This is a genomic window from Rhodococcus qingshengii JCM 15477 (genome assembly GCF_023221595.1).
GTDB lineage: Bacteria > Actinomycetota > Actinomycetes > Mycobacteriales > Mycobacteriaceae > Rhodococcus_F > Rhodococcus_F qingshengii.
The window spans coordinates 4530875-4549242 of record NZ_CP096563.1 but is presented as its reverse complement, the minus strand read 5'-3'; the positions used below and the strand labels follow the sequence as shown (position 1 = coordinate 4549242).

The 18368-nt window shown below is 63.1% G+C and carries 17 protein-coding genes; 9 read left to right on the top strand and 8 right to left on the bottom strand.

Annotation, left to right across the window (positions count from 1 at the left end; all coding sequences use genetic code 11):
- The first annotated feature begins 141 nt into the window (after window positions 1–141).
- Window positions 142–909, top strand: a complete 768-nt coding sequence (locus tag M0639_RS20645) for an isoprenyl transferase (protein WP_003945211.1) — start codon at window positions 142–144, stop codon at window positions 907–909.
- A 6-nt stretch (window positions 910–915) separates the two neighbouring features.
- Here the strand turns inward: M0639_RS20645 and coaA are convergent, their stop codons facing one another.
- Window positions 916–1848, bottom strand: a complete 933-nt coding sequence (gene coaA, locus M0639_RS20640; protein ID WP_003945270.1) for a type I pantothenate kinase — start codon at window positions 1846–1848, stop codon at window positions 916–918.
- A 172-nt stretch (window positions 1849–2020) separates the two neighbouring features.
- On the opposite strand from coaA, the gene M0639_RS20635 reads away from it, so the two are divergent.
- From M0639_RS20635 to phoH2, 5 genes are all read left to right on the top strand, one after another.
- Complete coding sequence (locus M0639_RS20635; RefSeq protein WP_064075743.1) at window positions 2021–3217, top strand: hypothetical protein; 1197 nt, start codon at window positions 2021–2023, stop codon at window positions 3215–3217.
- 76 nt (window positions 3218–3293) lie between these two features.
- Complete coding sequence (gene glyA / locus M0639_RS20630) at window positions 3294–4601, top strand: serine hydroxymethyltransferase (RefSeq protein ID WP_003945195.1); 1308 nt, start codon at window positions 3294–3296, stop codon at window positions 4599–4601.
- A 152-nt stretch (window positions 4602–4753) separates the two neighbouring features.
- The gene (locus M0639_RS20625; protein ID WP_064075744.1) at window positions 4754–6187 is read left to right on the top strand and encodes an amidase; all 1434 of its coding nucleotides are present in this window, start codon (window positions 4754–4756) and stop codon (window positions 6185–6187) included.
- Window positions 6188–6213: 26 nt separating this feature from the next.
- Window positions 6214–6930 (top strand): helix-turn-helix transcriptional regulator, encoded by a 717-nt coding sequence (locus M0639_RS20620; protein WP_063316812.1) that lies wholly within the window; start codon window positions 6214–6216, stop codon window positions 6928–6930.
- 275 nt (window positions 6931–7205) lie between these two features.
- Window positions 7206–8573 carry an RNA 5'-3' helicase PhoH2 gene (phoH2, locus tag M0639_RS20615; protein ID WP_064075745.1) on the top strand — a complete coding sequence of 456 codons (1368 nt, stop codon included), beginning with the start codon at window positions 7206–7208 and terminating at the stop codon, window positions 8571–8573.
- A gap of 44 nt (window positions 8574–8617) precedes the next feature.
- Here phoH2 and M0639_RS20610 read toward each other — a convergent pair whose 3' ends face one another.
- The 5 genes from M0639_RS20610 to M0639_RS20590 form a co-directional block, all read right to left on the bottom strand.
- The gene (locus M0639_RS20610) at window positions 8618–9022 is read right to left on the bottom strand and encodes a carboxymuconolactone decarboxylase family protein (protein ID WP_064075746.1); all 405 of its coding nucleotides are present in this window, start codon (window positions 9020–9022) and stop codon (window positions 8618–8620) included.
- 30 nt (window positions 9023–9052) lie between these two features.
- The gene (locus tag M0639_RS20605) at window positions 9053–9478 is read right to left on the bottom strand and encodes a limonene-1,2-epoxide hydrolase family protein (protein WP_007726363.1); all 426 of its coding nucleotides are present in this window, start codon (window positions 9476–9478) and stop codon (window positions 9053–9055) included.
- Window positions 9479–9495: 17 nt separating this feature from the next.
- Window positions 9496–11109, bottom strand: a complete 1614-nt coding sequence (locus M0639_RS20600; RefSeq protein WP_047270320.1) for a serine hydrolase — start codon at window positions 11107–11109, stop codon at window positions 9496–9498.
- Between the two features lie 97 nt (window positions 11110–11206).
- Complete coding sequence (locus M0639_RS20595; protein WP_064075747.1) at window positions 11207–12778, bottom strand: MFS transporter; 1572 nt, start codon at window positions 12776–12778, stop codon at window positions 11207–11209.
- Window positions 12779–12875: 97 nt separating this feature from the next.
- Window positions 12876–13442: a TetR/AcrR family transcriptional regulator gene (locus tag M0639_RS20590; RefSeq protein ID WP_003945239.1), complete on the bottom strand. Its 567-nt coding sequence runs from the start codon at window positions 13440–13442 to the stop codon at window positions 12876–12878.
- Between the two features lie 340 nt (window positions 13443–13782).
- Between M0639_RS20590 and M0639_RS20585 the strand changes: the two genes are divergently transcribed.
- Together M0639_RS20585 and M0639_RS20580 are read left to right on the top strand one after the other, a co-directional pair.
- Window positions 13783–14238: a nitroreductase family deazaflavin-dependent oxidoreductase gene (locus M0639_RS20585; protein ID WP_042920867.1), complete on the top strand. Its 456-nt coding sequence runs from the start codon at window positions 13783–13785 to the stop codon at window positions 14236–14238.
- A 59-nt stretch (window positions 14239–14297) separates the two neighbouring features.
- Window positions 14298–15017 (top strand): NADPH-dependent F420 reductase, encoded by a 720-nt coding sequence (locus M0639_RS20580; protein ID WP_074447084.1) that lies wholly within the window; start codon window positions 14298–14300, stop codon window positions 15015–15017.
- A 49-nt stretch (window positions 15018–15066) separates the two neighbouring features.
- Here the strand turns inward: M0639_RS20580 and M0639_RS20575 are convergent, their stop codons facing one another.
- Window positions 15067–16470 (bottom strand): class II fumarate hydratase, encoded by a 1404-nt coding sequence (locus M0639_RS20575; protein WP_003945220.1) that lies wholly within the window; start codon window positions 16468–16470, stop codon window positions 15067–15069.
- Window positions 16471–16571: 101 nt separating this feature from the next.
- Complete coding sequence (gene glpX / locus M0639_RS20570) at window positions 16572–17606, bottom strand: class II fructose-bisphosphatase (RefSeq protein ID WP_003945202.1); 1035 nt, start codon at window positions 17604–17606, stop codon at window positions 16572–16574.
- Between the two features lie 180 nt (window positions 17607–17786).
- Here glpX and M0639_RS20565 point away from each other — a divergent pair, with 180 nt between their 5' ends.
- Window positions 17787–18356: a DUF4245 domain-containing protein gene (locus M0639_RS20565; protein ID WP_003945206.1), complete on the top strand. Its 570-nt coding sequence runs from the start codon at window positions 17787–17789 to the stop codon at window positions 18354–18356.
- Window positions 18357–18368 lie beyond the last annotated feature (12 nt).

Sequence of the window (18368 nt, the reverse complement as noted above, 5' to 3'; positions counted from 1 at the left end):
ACCGCGTAACCTACGGTACCGTAGGTTACGCATCAGTAGCATAACCTACCTGCGGGTTTTCGACGCGTACAAAAAGCGTGACGGCGCTCGCATGTGGCTGTCACTGCCGGGCGTAGTCTTTGACACCATGGTGATGTCACGGTGAATCTGCGCGGACTGCTGTACAGCATCTACGAGCGACGACTCCTCAGTCATCTCGACGGTCTCGCGCACCCACGGCACGTAGCCGTGATGTGTGACGGAAATCGGCGATGGGCTCGCGAGAACGGCTTCACCGATGTCAGTCACGGGCACCGCATGGGCGCGCTCAAAATTGCCGAATTGCTCGAGTGGTGCGACGCCGCCGGAATCGAGATGGCAACCATCTACCTGCTCTCGACCGAGAACCTGCGCCGCGAGCCGGAAGAGCTCGACACCCTCCTCGAAATCATCACCGACGTCGTCGAAGAGATCTCCGGGCCCGGCAAGAACTGGAGTGTGCAGATCGTCGGTGCTCTCGATCTTCTGCCTCCCGAGCAGTCCAGGCGCTTGCGGGAAGCGGCGGCGGGGACGAGCGGCCGAACCGGGACACATGTCAACGTCGCGATCGGATACGGCGGGCGTCAGGAGATCGCCGACGCCGTCCAATCGCTCCTGCGCGACAAGATCGGTGCGGGTCTGAGCGGCGACGAACTGATCCAGGCCGTCACGGTCGACGGCATCGACGGGCATCTGTACACGTCGGGACAGCCCGATCCGGATCTGGTGATCCGCACCTCCGGCGAGCAGCGGCTCTCCGGATTCCTGTTGTGGCAGAGCGCCTATTCGGAGATCTGGTTCACCGAGGCGTACTGGCCCGAATTCCGTCGAGTCGACTTTCTTCGAGCCTTGCGCGATTACGCGGCGCGCCACCGCCGGTTCGGCGCCTGAGCCGTCTCAGAGCTTGCGCAGTCGCAGCCGGTTGATCGTGTGATCGGCGTCCTTGCGCAGCACCAGGGTTGCGCGGGGGCGGGTGGGGAGAATGTTCTCCACCAGGTTCGGGTGGTTGATCGAGTTCCAGATCTCCTTCGCCGCGATGGTCGCGTCACGGTCGGAGAGGCCGGAGTAGTGGTGAAAGTGGGCGTTCGGATCGGCGAACGACGTGTTGCGTAGCGCGAGGAACCGCTGGATGTACCAGGCTTCGATGTCCTCGATGCGGGCGTCGACGTAGATCGAGAAGTCGAACAGATCGGAGACCATCAGACGCGGGCCGGTCTGCAGGACGTTGAGGCCCTCGATGATGAGGATGTCGGGCTGGCGGATCAGGTGGTACTGGCCCGGGATGATGTCGTACGACGTATGCGAATAGACCGGCGCCGCTACCTCTTCCGCCCCGGACTTGACTTCGGTGACGAAGCGCAACAGCTTGCGGCGATCGTAGCTTTCGGGAAAACCCTTGCGGTGCATGATGCCCCGACGCTGGAGTTCCCTGGTCGGATAGAGGAATCCGTCCGTGGTGACGAGGTCGACGCGCGGATGGTGATCCCAGCGGGCCAGGAGAGCTTGCAGCACACGAGCAGTCGTGGATTTTCCGACCGCGACCGAACCGGCGACGCCGATGACGAAGGGCACCTGACGGTCGGGATGCTTCTCGCCGAGGAAGGTCGCGGTGGCCGCGAACAGTCGTTGGCGCGCCGCTACCTGTAGGTGGATCAGACGTGCGAGGGGGAGATAAACCTCGGCAACTTCTTCGAGATCGATCTGCTCGCCGAGACCACGCAAGCCGTACAACTCGTCCTCGGTCAACACCAGTGGCGTCGACTTACGCAGTGTCCGCCACTGCTTGCGGTCGAACTCGACGTAGGGACTCGATTCGTTGGTGCGCGCCATCAGCCCAGCTCACCGGCACGTAGTGAACCCGGGGCCCGGCGGACGAAACAGCTATGCGAGCAAGCCAGGCGCGTGTGCGCACGATCCGAGTGCATAGTCGGATTGTGCTCGGTGCCACGTCCGGGACTTTCGCCGGGTGGCATTCCGGAGCGAGCGACTAGGCTCGGTGGTTATGGATCCAGACACACTTGTTCGCCAATACCTGCTGCTCGGACTGGGTTTCGACCGTCTCGAAGACGGGTTCGTCGACGCGTTCACCGGTGACCCGGCGCTGCGTAAGCAGATCGAGAGCGCCCCGAAGCCCGATCCGCGTGAACTTGCCCGCACGGCACGTGAATTGCGGGGCGAGTTGGCCGGAAGTGGTCTGAATGCCGAACGCTCCCACTTCGTCGACGTACACCTTCGCGCCCTGGAATGCTCCGGGCGCAAGTTCGCGGGTGAGGACATCGGCTTCGTGGACGAGGTCGAGGCGTACTTCGACGTACGAATCGAAAAGGGAAACGAGGACGCCTACAGCGACGCTCACCGGTTGATGGGTGAAGTTCTGCCCGGTCCGGGACCGCTGGCGCAGCGGGTGCAGGCGCATCGCAAGGCCGACGAGATCCCCGCGGCGAAACTGAACGAATGCGTCGAGGCAATGTCGAGTGCGCTGCGCGATCTGGTCCGCGGCACCTTCGGGCTTCCCGCGTCGGAAACCGTCGAATACGAAGTGGTGGGGGACAAGCCGTGGTCCGGCTTCAACTACTACCTCGGTGACTACCGCTCCAAGGTTGCGATCAATTCGGATCTGCCGCAGTTCATGGCCAACCTGCCGCGGCTGATCGCGCACGAGTCCTACCCCGGCCATCACACCGAGCATTGCCGTAAGGAAGCCGGTCTGGTCGGTTCGGGCCAGCTCGAGCAGACACTGTTCCTGGTCAACACGCCGCAGTGCATCATGGCCGAAGGCCTCGCGGATTTGGCGCTGGAAGCGATTGTCGGCCCGGACTGGGGTGTGTGGGCGCAGGACATCTACGCCGACCTCGGCTTCTCTTTCGACGGGGAAAAGGCGCAACGGCTCTCCGCCGCGTCGGGGCAACTGCTGAGTGTCCGGCAGGATGCGGCGCTGATGTTGCACGACGAGGGGCGCAGCCTCGACGACGTGGCGCTGTTCCTCGAACGGTGGTCGCTGTCGACGCCGGAACGCGCTCGCCAATCGCTCAAGTTCCTGTCTTCGCCGCTGTGGCGGGCATACACCAGCACGTATGTCGAGGGATACCGGCTGCTCGGGGGATGGCTGGACGAGGTGCCGGTGGGCGCGGAGCGCACCGAACGCTTCCGCAGGCTGCTCGACGAGCCGCTGGTCCCCAGCTCTCTGCGTGCTGCCTAGTGCCGGGTGGAGACGGCGGGAGCGAACTTCGTAGACTGGACGCATTCGTTTCCGCATCCAGCTTGGAGATTCCTCGATGACCGCTGTGCCCGGCTCCGACGTCAACTCTGCATCACTCGCCGAACTCGACCCCGAAGTCGCCGAGGCGATGGCTGGTGAATTGGCTCGTCAGCGCGACACGCTCGAGATGATCGCGTCGGAGAACTTCGTTCCCCGCTCGGTTCTGCAGGCTCAGGGCAGCGTCCTGACCAACAAGTACGCCGAGGGCTACCCGGGACGTCGTTACTACGGCGGTTGCGAGCACGTCGACGTCATCGAGGATCTGGCGCGCAACCGTGCGAAGGAACTCTTCGGTGCAGAGTTCGCGAACGTTCAGCCGCACTCGGGCGCACAGGCCAACGCTGCTGTTCTGATGGCACTGATGAACCCGGGTGAGAAGCTGCTCGGCCTCGACCTTGCACACGGCGGTCACCTCACGCACGGCATGAAGCTCAACTTCTCCGGCAAGTTGTACGACGTCGCGTCCTACGGCGTCAGCAAGGAAGATCACCGCATCGACATGGACGAGGTGCGCTCGATCGCCCTCGCCGAGAAGCCGAAGGTCATCGTTGCCGGCTGGTCCGCGTACCCGCGTCAGCAGGACTTCGCGGCGTTCCGCGCGATCGCCGACGAGGTCGGGGCGTACCTGTGGGTGGACATGGCTCACTTCGCCGGACTGGTTGCGGCAGGACTGCACCCGTCGCCCGTCCCGTACGCAGACGTCGTCTCCTCGACCGTCCACAAGACCCTCGGTGGTCCGCGTTCGGGCCTGATCCTGGCGAAGAAAGAGTGGGCCAAGAAGCTCAACTCCGCTGTCTTCCCCGGTCAGCAGGGTGGACCGCTCATGCACGCCATCGCGGCCAAGGCAGTCACCTTCAAGATCGCTGCCGGTGAAGAGTTCAAGGATCGTCAGGCACGCACCCTTTCCGGTGCGCGCATCCTTGCCGAGCGTCTGGGCAACAAGGACGTCGCAGACCAGGGCATCAGCGTCCTGACCGGCGGCACTGACGTCCACCTCGTGCTCGTGGACCTGCGTAACTCGCAGCTCGACGGCCAGCAGGGTGAGGACCTTCTGCACGAAATCGGCATCACGGTCAACCGCAACGCTGTTCCGTTCGATCCCCGCCCGCCGATGACCACCTCCGGTCTGCGTATCGGTACCGCAGCGTTGGCCACTCGCGGATTCGGCGATGCCGAGTTCACCGAGGTCGCCGACATCATCGGTACCGCTCTGGCCGGCAACGCGGATCTGCCGGCGCTGCGTGCGCGCGTCGCCAAGCTCGCCCTCGACCTTCCGCTGTACGACGGTCTCGAGAACTGGGGCCTGCTCAGCAAGAACGTCTAGGTATTCCTTCACCGACGGCCCGGTCCCTTTCGAGGGGCCGGGCCGCTGGTTTTTTGCCAGTCGCGGATTGTGGCATCGGTCACATGACCGATGGTGGCCGAGTTCGGTGCTTCCTAGCCTGAGAGCATCACCCCTCCGGCGAAGGAAACCCCATGACCGAACAGAATCTGCATTGGCTCTCCGCTACCGAGATGGCGGCGTCGGTCGCGTCGAACAGTCTCTCGCCCAACGAGATTGCCGAAGCGATGATCCAGCGCGTCGACGCCGTCAATCCGTCGATCAACGCGATAGTGCAGTTCGATCGCGAGCAGGTGACGCGCGATGCGGCCGAACTCTCACGGCAACAGGAAGCGGGCGAGAAGCTCGGCCCGCTGCACGGCGTTCCGTTCACGATCAAAGATCTGACGGCAGTCGACGGGCTGCCGACCACGTTCGGGATGAAGCCGATGGCCGACAACATCGCGACGGGAAATGCCGTCGTCGTGGACAGGCTGCGAGGCGCCGGCGGACTGTTCCTGGGAAAGACGAATACTCCCGAAAGTGGTTACTACGGAGGCACGGACAACCACCTGTACGGGCCGACGCACAACCCGTGGAAGCTCGGCAACAGCGCGGGCGGGTCCAGTGGCGGTGCGTCGGCTGCCGTGGCTGCAGGCCTCGGGCCACTCGCCGAGGGCAGTGACGGCGCGGGATCGGTGCGTATCCCGTCGGCGCTCTGCGGGGTCGTCGGGTTGAAGCCGACCACCGGCGTCATCCCGCAGACCATCCTGGCCGGGCGCTTCTACAACTGGGCGTATCACGGTCCGATCACCCGGACTGTCGCCGACAACGCGCTGATGCTCGACATCATGGCCGGGCCGGACAATGCGGACCCGCTCTCGATCGAGCGTGCCGAGACCTCGTACGTCGAAGCCTCGAAGGGCGACGTGAAGGGCCTTCGCGTGGCGTGGTCGACGAATCTCGGTCTCGGCCATGTTGATCCGGAGGTGCTGGCGGTGTGTCTCGACGCGTTGTCGGCATTCGAGGAATTGGGTGCCCGGATCACCGAGGCGACCCCGCAGTGGGGAAATCCGTCGGAGTCGATGTGGAACGGCATCTGGGTTCCCGGTTTCGCTTCCGAATACGACTTGCTCGACTGGGAGAACCAGCGCGGCGAGGTCGACGACAACCTGATCGAGATCATGCACGAGGCCGAGCGGCTCACCGGTGTCGACGTCGGGCGGGCCGACGCATTCCGCGGCGTCATGTGGGACACGTGGACCGCGTTCATGAACGACTACGACGTGTTGGTCTCGCCGACCTTGGCTTCGGCCACGTTCCCGCTCAGTCAGTTCGCGCCGTCGTGGCTCGAGGGTGCGTCGCTGCGTGAGCAGTTGCTCGATTGGCTCTTCACCTACCCGTACAACATGCTCAACAATCCGGCGATCACCGTGCCCGCTGGATTCACCGCCGACGGTCGACCGGTGGGGCTGCAGATCGCCGCACGTCACCGCCAGGACGCAGTGGTCCTGCGGGCTGCCGCGAACTTCGAAGCGGCACGTCCGTGGGCGGACAAGAAGCCGGCCGATTCACTGGTCGTGGCCTAGCTCACACGATTGGCTAGATTGGTGTGATGACGTCTGTACTGCCTGATCGCGGCGCTGGACCTGACATGTTCGCGCCGCGATCGCCGGCGGCCGGGGCGTACGGAATTCTCGGCCTGTGCGCCGAAGAACTCCGCGCACGTGGACTCGCGTACTCGGCTGCGGCGGTCACGTACCGAGACCCGTCGAGCGGAAGACATCGGGCTCTGGCGTGTTCCGGATACGACGCCAGGGTGCTCGAGTTCCTGCTCGAGGACTTCGTCGCCGATCGCAATCTCTTCGGCATCATTCGCGAGGCTTCGGGCGTGCCCGTGTTCTGGCAGGACGTGCCACGATTCGAGCAGGTCGAGATGGTCACCGATGTTCTGCGGCCGTCCGGGTACGCCGAGGGTGCCTCGGTCGCATTGGGGTTCTCCGGCCGTGAGGTGACCGGATTGCTGCACATGAGCTTCGCGGATTCCGGCGTCGTCGATCGCGTACGGGAGGTGGTGGCGGCGTCCAGCGCAGCCTGCTCGCGCGTCGTGGGGGACCAGGTGGCGCTCGATCGTGTCCATCTGAGCCCACGGGAGATTCAAGTACTGCAATTGGTGGCCAGGGGCGCGGGCAATGTCGAGATCGCCGAGGAGTTGTTCGTCAGCCGTCGCACCGTCGCCACCCATCTCGAGAACATCTTCGTCAAGACCGGAACCAATTCGCGGGTTCAGGCAGCGGTGCGCGCCGCGAAGTGGGGTCTGATCGAGTCCTGAGTGACGCCGAATCACACGAGTGGCATTTTGTTACCTGGCGTTCACCAGATGTGCGGCTCGTTCCGTGGCGCGAGTGTCCGATCCGCAGTACCGTCGGCAGTAACGAGTAACCAGAAGTTACTTGTGCGGGAGGTTCTGATCGTGACTGAAACACTCAGTACGAGAGGGCCGGCGCCCGGCCCTTGTTTCAGCTGACACAGCGTCACCTGACACCAGAGCCGTCCGGCCCAGCGAGCTGAGTTTGCGCGGGTGCCGCGCAGACCTAGGAGCCCAACGTGACTGCATCACGCTCCGTCTCTGCCCACTCGGCCCGGGCTGATCTATCAGCCGGGAATCATTCGGGAGATGCACTTCGCACGTACGTCTTGGATACCTCGGTACTACTGTCCGATCCATGGGCTGTCACTCGATTCGCCGAACACCACGTGGTACTCCCACTGGTCGTGATCAGTGAACTCGAAGGCAAACGGCACCACCACGAACTGGGATGGTTCGCCCGAGAATCGCTCCGCATGCTCGACGATCTACGGATCGAATACAGCCGCCTCGACCGTCCGGTGCCGATCGGCACCGAGAACGGGACACTGCAGGTCGAACTCAATCACACCGACCCTGCGGTCCTGCCCGTCGGATTCCGCACGGACAGTAACGATTCGAGGATTCTGGCGTGTGCGCTGAATCTTGCTGCGGAGGGCAAGGATGTAGTCCTCGTCAGCAAGGACATTCCGCTTCGTGTGAAGGCAGGCGCGGTGGGACTACCTGCCGACGAGTACCACGCTCACGACGTCGTGCCATCCGGATGGACGGGCATGACTGAGCTGGACGTCGCCTCGACGGACATCGACGAGCTGTTCAACGAGGGTTTCCTGGACCTCGACGAAGCGCGAGATCTACCGTGTCACACGGGTCTTCGCCTGCTCGGTGGTTCGTCGAGCGCCCTCGGTCGGGTGACTCCCGACAAGCGCATCCAGTTGGTGCGCGGTGAGCGCGAGGCGTTCGGGTTGCACGGCCGCTCCGCCGAGCAGCGCATTGCGCTCGATCTCCTCATGGACGAGAGCATCGGCATCATCTCTCTCGGTGGTAAGGCGGGCACCGGTAAGTCGGCCTTGGCTCTGACAGCAGGTTTGGAAGCCGTTCTCGAGCGCCGCACTCAGCGCAAGGTTGTCGTCTTCCGTCCGTTGTATGCCGTTGGCGGACAAGAACTCGGCTACCTTCCCGGTAGTGAGAGCGAGAAGATGGGCCCGTGGGCTCAGGCCGTTTTCGACACTCTCGACGGGTTGGCCTCGCCAGAGGTTCTCGAAGAGGTTCTCGCCCGCGGAATGCTGGAAGTGTTGCCGCTGACGCACATTCGCGGTCGGTCGCTGCACGATTCGTTCGTGATCGTCGACGAAGCGCAGTCCCTCGAACGAAATGTGTTGCTGACGGTGCTTTCTCGACTCGGAACCGGATCTCGAGTGGTGTTGACGCACGATGTTGCGCAGCGCGACAACCTGCGAGTGGGCCGCCACGACGGTGTTGCCGCCGTGATCGAAAAGCTCAAGGGGCATCCACTGTTCGCGCACATCACGCTCACGCGAAGCGAGCGTTCGCCGATCGCCGAATTGGTTACCGAAATGTTGGAGGAGTGCGGACCGACTCCTTGAGAATTGTTCTCCCCGTGCGGCACTCGTGCCGCGCGGGGAGAAGCTCAGTTCTCCAGCGGTCCCAATTCTGCGTTGAGGACTTCCTGGACCACGCGCATCGCGGCGAGTCCGGCCGGGGCGCCGCAGTACGCGCTGGCATGTATCACGGTTTCGACGATCTCGGTGCGCGTCAAGCCATTTCGCAACGCGCCGCGGACGTGGCCTTTCAGTTCGTTCTCCGCGCGCAGGGCGATCAGCATTCCCAGATTGATCAGGCTGCGGCTGCGTCGATCGAGACCGGGACGCGTCCATACCGAACCCCAGACGTTGGCCGTCACGAAGTTCTGCAGTTCTTCGCTGTCCGTTCCCCGGGTGCGCTCGAAGGCGGCGTCGACGAAATCGGCCCCCATGACTTCGGTGCGCACAGCCAATCCGGCGTCGAAGGAGTCAGGCGTGGTGTTTTCGGACATGGCAGGTTCGCTCGCTTTCGGCAGGTGATTTCAGGCCGGAGCAAGCCTACTTCGTGTCCCGGTCCCGACGACTGCGCGGCCGACCGCGGTTACCACGCCCCACGCGACGTCTCGCAGACTGAAGTAGTCCCGCCAGACGCAGACCTTGCCGTCGCGCAGTTCGAAAGTTCCGCATACCCAGAACTCGATGCGCAACGGTCCGACAGTGAGGATGTCGGTGCGTTCGGTGAGCACCGTGGACTCGTCGCCGACGATGTGGTGCATCTCCGCCTCGAATTTCAGTGAAGGCTTGGTGACCAGACGAAGCGCTCGCACGACGGTCTTCTTGCCTCGCAGGGTGGGGAGCGAGACGTTCTGCCAGACGATGTCGTCTGTCATCAATTCGGCTGCGGCGTCCACGTCGAAATCGGTGAGGGCCGCGAACATTGCGTTCACCGTGGCTGTCGAACTACTCATGGGGTGTCCTTGGCTGACTATTCGGCCGGTGTTGCCCGGATGAAGGTACCGAGATGATCGTGATCGAAGTACTCCAAGGTTAGCGAGTTTCCGTCGAAGGTGGCCTTCGAGACCGTCCCGGCCGGTGCGTTCTCGCCGCTGAGCGGGAACGTGAAGGTGTTTCCGTCCCAGTGGGTCAGAGGGTACGTCGCGGCCGCGGGACCCATGGTCAAGGTCAGCGCACCGTTCTGCTGCGTCACGAGCGCGGGACCCCAGTACGGATTGCCGTAGTCGCCGGTCAATTGGTCTGTCGGTGGCGCGGGAGCGGGGGAGGCCGGCGGCGTCTTCCCGGCAAGTTCGCCCTCAGGGTCGGCTTGTGAGGCAAAGGACGCTTCGTACAGCGGGCGCCACTCGCGGGTGATCTTCCCGAACTGCACCAGATCGGCGAATTCGGCGGTCAAAGTCTCTGCGACGCCGGTGGGCGTGCCGTTGGTCAGAACGACTATGCCGACGTCAGCGGAGGGAATCGTCACGAAATTGGTCCCGGCACCGAGCAGGAAGGCGCCGGAGTGGCTGGCGGTCACACGGCCTGCCGCGCTGTCGGAAACGTTGAACCCGTAGCCGTAGAAGCCGGAACGTTCCCCGATTTCCTGCGCATGGCGCGAGACGATTTCCGGGTTGACTGCGGGCACGAGCGCATCCGTCTGAACGACCTGCTGCCCCTGATACCGACCGCCAGACAGCACCATGTCCAACCACTTGGCCATGTCGTTCACCGAGGAGCTGACTCCACCGGCGGGGGATTGGGCATCGGCGTCCCGAACCGGCCCTACCTTGTACTTTCCGTCTTCGAGGATATGGCCGACTGTTCGATTTTCTCGGGCTTGGTAATCGGCGAACCGCGAAGACGTCGATGTCATACCGAGCGGACCGTAGATCGTGTTCTGCGACAGCGTTTCCCAATCGGTGCCCGCCGCGGCTGCAACGGCCTCCGCACCGGCAGTGACGCCGAAGTTCGTGTACTCGTATGTGATTCGGAATGGATTGAGCGGAAGTTGGCGAAGTTTTTCGAGCACCTGGGCCCGGTTGTAGCCCAGGTCCTCCAGCCCGTCGCCGGCGTGGTCCGGTAACCCCGACCGATGCGTGTAGAGATCGGAGATCGTGAGGTGGTCGGTCACCCACGGATCGGCAAGCGCAAACCCCGGCAGTTTCGAGATCACCGGAGTGTCCCAGTCGACGGTCCCGATTCCGACTTCGTGGGCGACCACCGTGGCCCCGACCGATTTCGACACCGATGCCAGTTGGAACACGGTGTCGGCATCGACGGTGGCGCTCTTACCCAACTCGCGAACCCCGAATCCCTTTGCGTACACAGTCTTACCTCCGTGCACCACGGCCACCGCCATGCCGGGAACACCGGAACTTGCCATGAGGTCGTTCGCGAGGCCGTCGAGCTTCCCGACCGCGTCGTCGATTTGCCCGTCCGGGATCGGCACCCCGGCGTCGAGACCCGGGCTGGCGTCGCTGACGACCGGCCCGGGCGCCGAGGTGGTGTCTGAATCGGACGAGCATCCGGCGAGCAGGGCGACCGTCAGTACTACCGGAACCGCCGCTGCCGACAGTCGCGAGCTGTTTCTACTGGTGATGGACACGAGATTCTCCCTAGCAGGGTTGTCGTCGGTACCACTCGGTCAATCCAGTATCGGGGAACGGCGGGCTGATATTGGGACAAATCGGGAAACCTTGTAGCTACTTCGGGGTGTTGGTTGTCAGACTGCCGAGAATGGAGCCTTCCGTGACCGGCTTCCAAGGGAGCAACAACGCGACCAGCAGAGCGGTGATCAATGCTGCTCCGACCGTGAAGTACGACGCGATGGCGAAGCCTTCCAGGCATGCGGTCTTCATCGTGTAGATCAGACTGTCCTTCTGCTGCTCGAAGAGCGGACTGATGTCGCGGGAGCGGATTTCGATGACGCTGAGCACGGACTCACGAGCGAAGCCTTTCTCCTGCGCCGACATCACGGCGTCGGGAATGGCGTCGACGATCGGAGCCACCTTGGACGTGTAGTACGAGGCGACGATCGAACCGATGACGGCGACACCCAGGGTCCCGCCGAGCTCACGCGTCGTGTCGTTGACTGCCGAACCTGCGCCCGCTTCGTCGAGGGGCACCGAGGACATGATGGAGTCGGTCGCCGGTCCCTGGACAATTGCGAGGCCCAGACCCATGAGGACCATCGAGATCACGACGGGTCCGAGGTAGGGCGTCTCGACGGTCGTCCGACCCGCCAGGAACATCCCGCCGCTGAGTACCAGGAGGCCGAACACCATCACTGCAGTCGTGCCGAGTTTCTGTGCCGCCAAGGTGGCGACTGGGGCGCCCACGGCGACAGCTGCAGCGAAAGGCAAAGAGTGGATGCCGAATTCGAGCGGCGAGTACTCCCGAACGCCCTGGAAGTACTGCGTGATCAGGAACAAGAATCCGAACATGCTGAAGTAGCTGACAGCAATAGCCAAGGCGGGGAAAGAAAACCGCCGGATTCGGAAGAGATTCATGTTCAGGATCGGCGCGTCGGTGCGCAGTTCCCATGCGACGAATGCGGCCAAAAACACTGTCGCAGAGAGGTATCCCGTGATGCTGAATGTCGACACCCATCCGCGATGTGGTGCGTCGATGATGGTCCACACCAGAATGACGATGCCGAGTAGCGACAAGATTGTTCCGACGAAATCGAATCGGCCGACGTGGAGCGCCTTCGATTCCGGAACAACCAGCAGCACACCCACGATGACCAACAGTGCTGCCGGAACGTTCATCCAGAACACCGAGTGCCAGGAGAAGTGCTCGAGAAGCCAGCCGCCCGCAGTCGGGCCGATGGCAATCGCGAAGCCGGCCATTGCGGTCCAGGCCGCGATGGCGATGGCTCGTTCTCTGGCGTCGGTGAAGATGTTGGTGATCATGGCCAACGTAGCCGGAAAGACAGCTGCGGCAAAGACACCCATGGCGGCTCGCGCCATGATCACCTGTTCGAGGTTGGAAGCCAAAGCGCCGACGAGCGACATCGCACCGACGCCGATCAAGCCGATGATCATCACTCGGCGGCGTCCGAAGCGGTCACCCAGGTGGCCGAAAGTGAGTAGGAACCCGGCGAAGGTCAACGTGTACGCGTCGACGATCCACTGCAGGTCGCTGACGCTGGCGAACAAGTCGACGCTCATCGTCGGCAGTGCGACGTTGACCACTGTGTTGTCCAGCACGACAAGGAGTTCGGCGAGGCAGATGAAGATCAGCGCAGTGAATCGACGGGACTTGGTCATCATGGGCGCCGAGGGCACCGGTGCAAGTGTGTGAGACATGTTTGTACGCCATCTCTGCTCCTGCGCGGACGGCAGCAGCGGTTGGAAGAAAGAGGGTTGGTCAGCTCGGGGCCGAGACCAGAGCCTTGAGGTGAGCGCCGATGCGATCGAGAGGCGCCGTGGTGTGCTGAGCTTTTGCCATCAGCGTCGCGCCTTCGATTGACGCGATCACGACGGTTGCCCATTGTGCTGCAGTCTCGGACGGCTGTCCCTGCTGCCAGAAGAACGATGTGAGTAGCGATTCCCACGAGGTGAAGGATTCGCCCGCAGCAGTTAATGCCGCCGGCGTCGACGCGCCCTCCACTGCCGCGGCTGCGACCGGACAGGAGGAGGTGAAATCGCTCTCTACCAAGCTGTTTCGAAATATCGTGACAACCGCGTCGATGATCTCCGGTGGGGAAGACTGAGCGATCATCGAACTGATGGCGGCACTGACGCCCCGGCCGAAGTAGGCAACTGCTTCGCCGGCCAGCTGTCCTTTGCCCTCGGGAAAGTAGTGGTACACCGACCCGCGGGGAGCTCCCGAGCGTTCGACGATCTCGGTGAGCGAGGTCGTCGCGATCCCGTGTTCACGGAAGGCATTGATGGCGCCGACCAGCATCAGAGTGCGGGAATCGGAGTCGGCCATCCCGCCATCGTATGCAATCGCAGTGCTGTTCGAATCATCTGGTGCCGCTGATTCTCTTGGTACTCCCCACTTGCGACGCGCTGCGGCGATCGGACAACGCGTCTGCGGGCCGGTCATGGCAACAAGGCGTCTCGAGGTGTGTTCATCACTGCCTCCCAGTATGTCGATCGGTATAGGAACGAATCTGAGACTAGATGTAACCGACAGACACAGTCAAGTGTTGTGTGCAGGTGGTGGGTATCGACGGAGATTCTTGGTGGCAAAACTGCCCGAACAGTGGTTATATCGTGCGGTATAGAGCTGTTGCTTCGAGCACTAGCTTCGGAGGAGAGGAAACGACATGCCGGTACCGACGTCAGTTGCACGAAAACGAAGAATCGAAGTCGCAGTCGGGAAGTATTTCGCCAATCCGCTGGTCACCGGATTGAATCGGATCGGTTTGATGCCGTCGTTGATGACCGAGATCGAGACGGTTGGACGCCGAACCGGTCTGACCCGCCGAGTGCCCGTTGCGATCACCTACGACGGTGACGAGGCGTGGGTCATTGCGCAGCATGGCACCGGCACGGGGTGGGGTGCCAATATCTCTGCGACGCCGAAGGTTCGGATCCGTCGCCGCGGCGAGTGGGTGGACGGACAGGCCCAGATCATGCCGGACGACGACGTGCCGGCGCGGGTGAAGACATTTGCGTCGGGGAAGATCAGATCGGCGCTGACGGCCTCTGCCTTTCGCGGATTGCAGACCGACCCGGTCAGTGTTCGCATCAAACTCGCACTCGATTCGTCAACCGATTGAATCAACGGGAGTTGAAATGGCCGGTGCGGAATGACCCGGTGCGTTCTCGTCGTTGACGAATGCAGCGGTGGCGCGATCGCCACTCCACACGACGAAGGAGCAGGATCATGCGCATCGGAATCATCGGAGCCGGTCAGATCGGTGGCACGCTCACACGTAGGCTCGCTGCGCTCGGTCACGACGTGCGCGTCTCGAACTCGCGGACACCGGACACGCTTGCAGAACTGGAAGCCGAGACGGGTGCGAAGGCAGTCCGCAGCACCGAGGCCGCCGAGGGTGCCGAGCTGGTCATCGTGAGCATTCCGCAGAAGAACGTGGTTGATCTACCGGCGGGGATTCTCAGCGGTGCGGTCGCAGGTGCCCCGGTCATCGAGACCAACAACTACTACCCGCAACAGCGTGACGGTCTGATCTCGGCCATCGAGGACGGGCAGACCGAAAGCGGATGGGTGCAGGAGCACCTGGGTGTTCCGGTATTTAAGGCGTTCAACGGAATCTGGTGGAAGCATCTCCTCGAGAAGGGGCTTCCCGAAGGTGCAGAGGGGCGCATTGCGCTACCCATCGCCGGCGACGACGACGCGAACAAGCAGGTCGTCTTCGATCTGATCAATCAGTTGGGCTTCGATCCCGTCGATGCGGGAACGATCGACGATTCCTGGCGTCAGCAGCCGGGAACTCCGGTGTACGGCAAGGACTTCGATCGAGAAGCGACGTTGAAGGCATTGGCCGAGGCGAGCCCCGATCGCACCGACGAGTGGCGGGCAACCGCTGCGGTGTGAGTGCAAGGGTGGCGGTTTCCGAAGTGGAAACCGCCACTCTGTTGTTTGTTCAGTCCTTGACCTTCGCCATCGCCAGAACGTCGAGACGCTTGTCGAGTTCTTCCTCGCTCAGCTTGTCCGGGACGAGTCCGCGCTCGATGACGACCTGACGGATCGTCTTCTTCTCCTTGAGTGCCTGCTTCGCGACGGCTGCGGCTTCCTCGTAACCGATTGCCGAGTTGAGGGGCGTCACGATCGACGGCGACGATTCGGCGAGTGTCTTGAGGTGCTCCTCGTGCGCGACCAGTCCGCTCACGCACTTGTCGGCGAACAGTCGAGAGACGTTGGCCAGTAAGGTGAACGACTCCAGCAGGTTGCGAGCCATGACCGGGATGTAGACGTTGAGTTCGAAAGCTCCGGCTGCGCCACCCCACGCGATGGCGGCGTCGTTTCCGATCACCTGAGCCGCAACCTGAGTAGTTGCCTCGGGCAGGACCGGGTTCACCTTTCCGGGCATGATCGAGCTACCCGGCTGCAGATCGGGGAGTGCGATCTCGCCGAGCCCGGTCAGCGGACCCGATCCCATCCACCGAATGTCGTTGGCAATCTTCGTCAGTGAGACGGCGATGGTCCGCAGCGCGCCCGATGCCTCGACCAGTCCGTCACGCGCGGCCTGCGCTTCGAAGCTGTTCTTCGCCGGAGTCAGCGCGTCGACGCCGGTCGACTTGACCAGTTCGGCAACAACTTTGGGGCCGAATCCATCCGGAGCATTGAGACCGGTGCCGACTGCTGTTCCGCCGATCGGCAGCTCGCCGAGGCGGGGGAGTGTTGCGTTGACGCGCTCGATGCCGGCCTCGATCTGACGTGCGTAGCCGCCGAACTCCTGACCGAGCGTGACCGGCACAGCGTCCATCAGATGGGTGCGCCCGGATTTGACGACGGTCTTCCACTCGGTCGCCTTCGTGGCAAGCGCAGCATGCAGATGTTCCAGTGCCGGAACAAGATCGGTGACCGCTGCTTCGGTAGCTGCGACATGCGTGGCGGTGGGGAAGGTGTCGTTGGAGGACTGCGACATGTTGACGTGATCATTGGGATGTACGTCCACACCGGCGGCCTTCGCGATGGATGCGATGACCTCGTTGGCGTTCATGTTCGAACTGGTTCCCGAGCCGGTCTGGAAGACGTCGATGGGGAACTGATCGTCGTGCTTGCCTTCGGCGATCTCGTTCGCGGCGGCGATGATTGCGTCGGCCTTGTCCGCGTCGAGGAGTCCGAGGTCCTTGTTGACCTGCGCACACGCTGCTTTCAGCAAGCCCATTGCGCGGATCTGGGTGCGCTCGAGCGGGCGCCCGCTGATCGGGAAGTTCTCGACTGCACGCTGGGTCTGTGCTCGCCACAGTGCGTCGATGGGCACCCGAACTTCGCCCATGGTGTCGTGTTCGATTCGGAACTGTTGATCGTTGCTCTCCGTCATGGCTCCACATTGCCACTTTTCGAGAGCGGGTAGGGGACTACGTCCCCCGTGAGCGGTTGAGGAATGCAGGGACTCCCTAACCACTCACGGGGCGGAGCCCATCAGAACGTCGGGGGAACCGCGCCCTCTTCGCCGTCGAAGTCGACGGAGCTGTACTCGCGCAGCTTCTCGAGACGGTGGTACGCGTCGATCATGCGAACGGTGCCGGACTTGCTACGCATCACGATGGACTGCGTGCTGGCGCCGCCGCCGTAGTAGCGGACGCCGCGCAGGAGGTCACCGTCGGTGACGCCGGTGGCGCAGAAGAAGACGTTCTCGCCCGAGACGAGATCTTCGGTGGACAGGATCCGATCGAGATCGTGACCGGCGTCGATGGCCTTCTGACGCTCTTCGTCGTCGGTGGGGGCCAGCTTGCCCTGCAGCGATCCACCCATGCAGCGCATGGCTGCTGCGGCGATGATGCCCTCTGGCGTTCCGCCGATGCCCACGAGCATGTCGGTGCCGGACTCCGGACGCGCTGCGGCGATCGCGCCGGCAACGTCACCATCGGAGATCAGACGGATACGAGCGCCGGTGTCGCGAACGTCCTGGATCAGCTGGTTGTGACGCGGGCGGTCCAGGATGCAGATCGTGATGTCGGAGACCGACGCCTTCTTGACCTTGGCCACGCGCTTGATGTTCTCGGCGATCGGTGCGCTGATGTCGATGACATCTGCGGCATCCGGCCCGACAGCGATCTTCTCCATGTAGAACACGGCCGACGGATCGAACATCGCGCCGCGCTCGGCAACAGCCAGAACAGAGATTGCGTTGGGCATGCCCTTGGACATCAAGGTGGTGCCGTCGACCGGGTCGACGGCGAAGTCACAGTCGGGGCCGTCGCCGTTTCCGACCTCTTCGCCGTTGAACAGCATCGGCGCTTCGTCCTTCTCGCCTTCACCGATGACGACGATGCCGCGCATCGAGACGGAGGAGACGAGCTGACGCATGGCGTCGACGGCTGCTCCGTCGCCGCCTTCCTTGTCGCCGCGGCCTACCCAGCGGCCGGCAGCCATAGCACCGGCTTCGGTGACTCGGACCAATTCGAGTGCGAGGTTACGGTCCGGGGTCTCACGATGAGTGCTGCTGGCCGTCATGTGCGGTGCCTCCTGGCGCGGTCGCGGTCGACGGGGTGTGTCGACGCAGTGGTTTCTTCAGGCGTCATTGTCCCAGATGGGAGCGGCTACGTGCGCTGTCGGGTCGCCGCTGCGACGTTTTGTCTCGCTCGAGGGGGACCGGGAATCGTATCTACTGCGCAGTACCTGGATACTGGGGGTGTGGCATCGAAGAAACCCCGCATTCTCGAAGACAACAAAGACATGGTCTGGTCTCTCGTACCGTTGGTGCTGTTCTGCATCATCATTGCGGGCATCGCCAGCCAGTGCACGTTCAGTCCTGGCGGCCCGACACAGGGGCCTATCCCGAGCGTCGACGTGGACGCAGCTCTGAACTACGACGCGAAGGAACTCGGATTTCCCATCCGTAATCCCGGTGTTCCGGACGGGTGGACTCCGAACTCCGGCAGTCGCAAGATCATCTCCGGCGACGGCGGCGGAGATTCGAGCACTGTGGGATTCATCACGACCAGTGGTCGCTACATCCAGCTGACACAGAGCAACGCCGAGGAATTCCCGTTGGTGTCACATGTTGCCGGTGGACAGCGATTCGCGACCGGAGTCGAGACCGTCGGTGCCGATACGTGGAACGTCTTCGGCGGCGAAGGTGTCGAGTCGATCTGGGTCACGGACGTCGGGGATGTTCGCCTGTTGCTCACGGGCGCGGCGACGCCGGAAGAGTTCCGGATTCTTGCCGAGAAGGTCGGCGCAGCGCAGCCGATCACGCCATAGGATTTGCGGTCG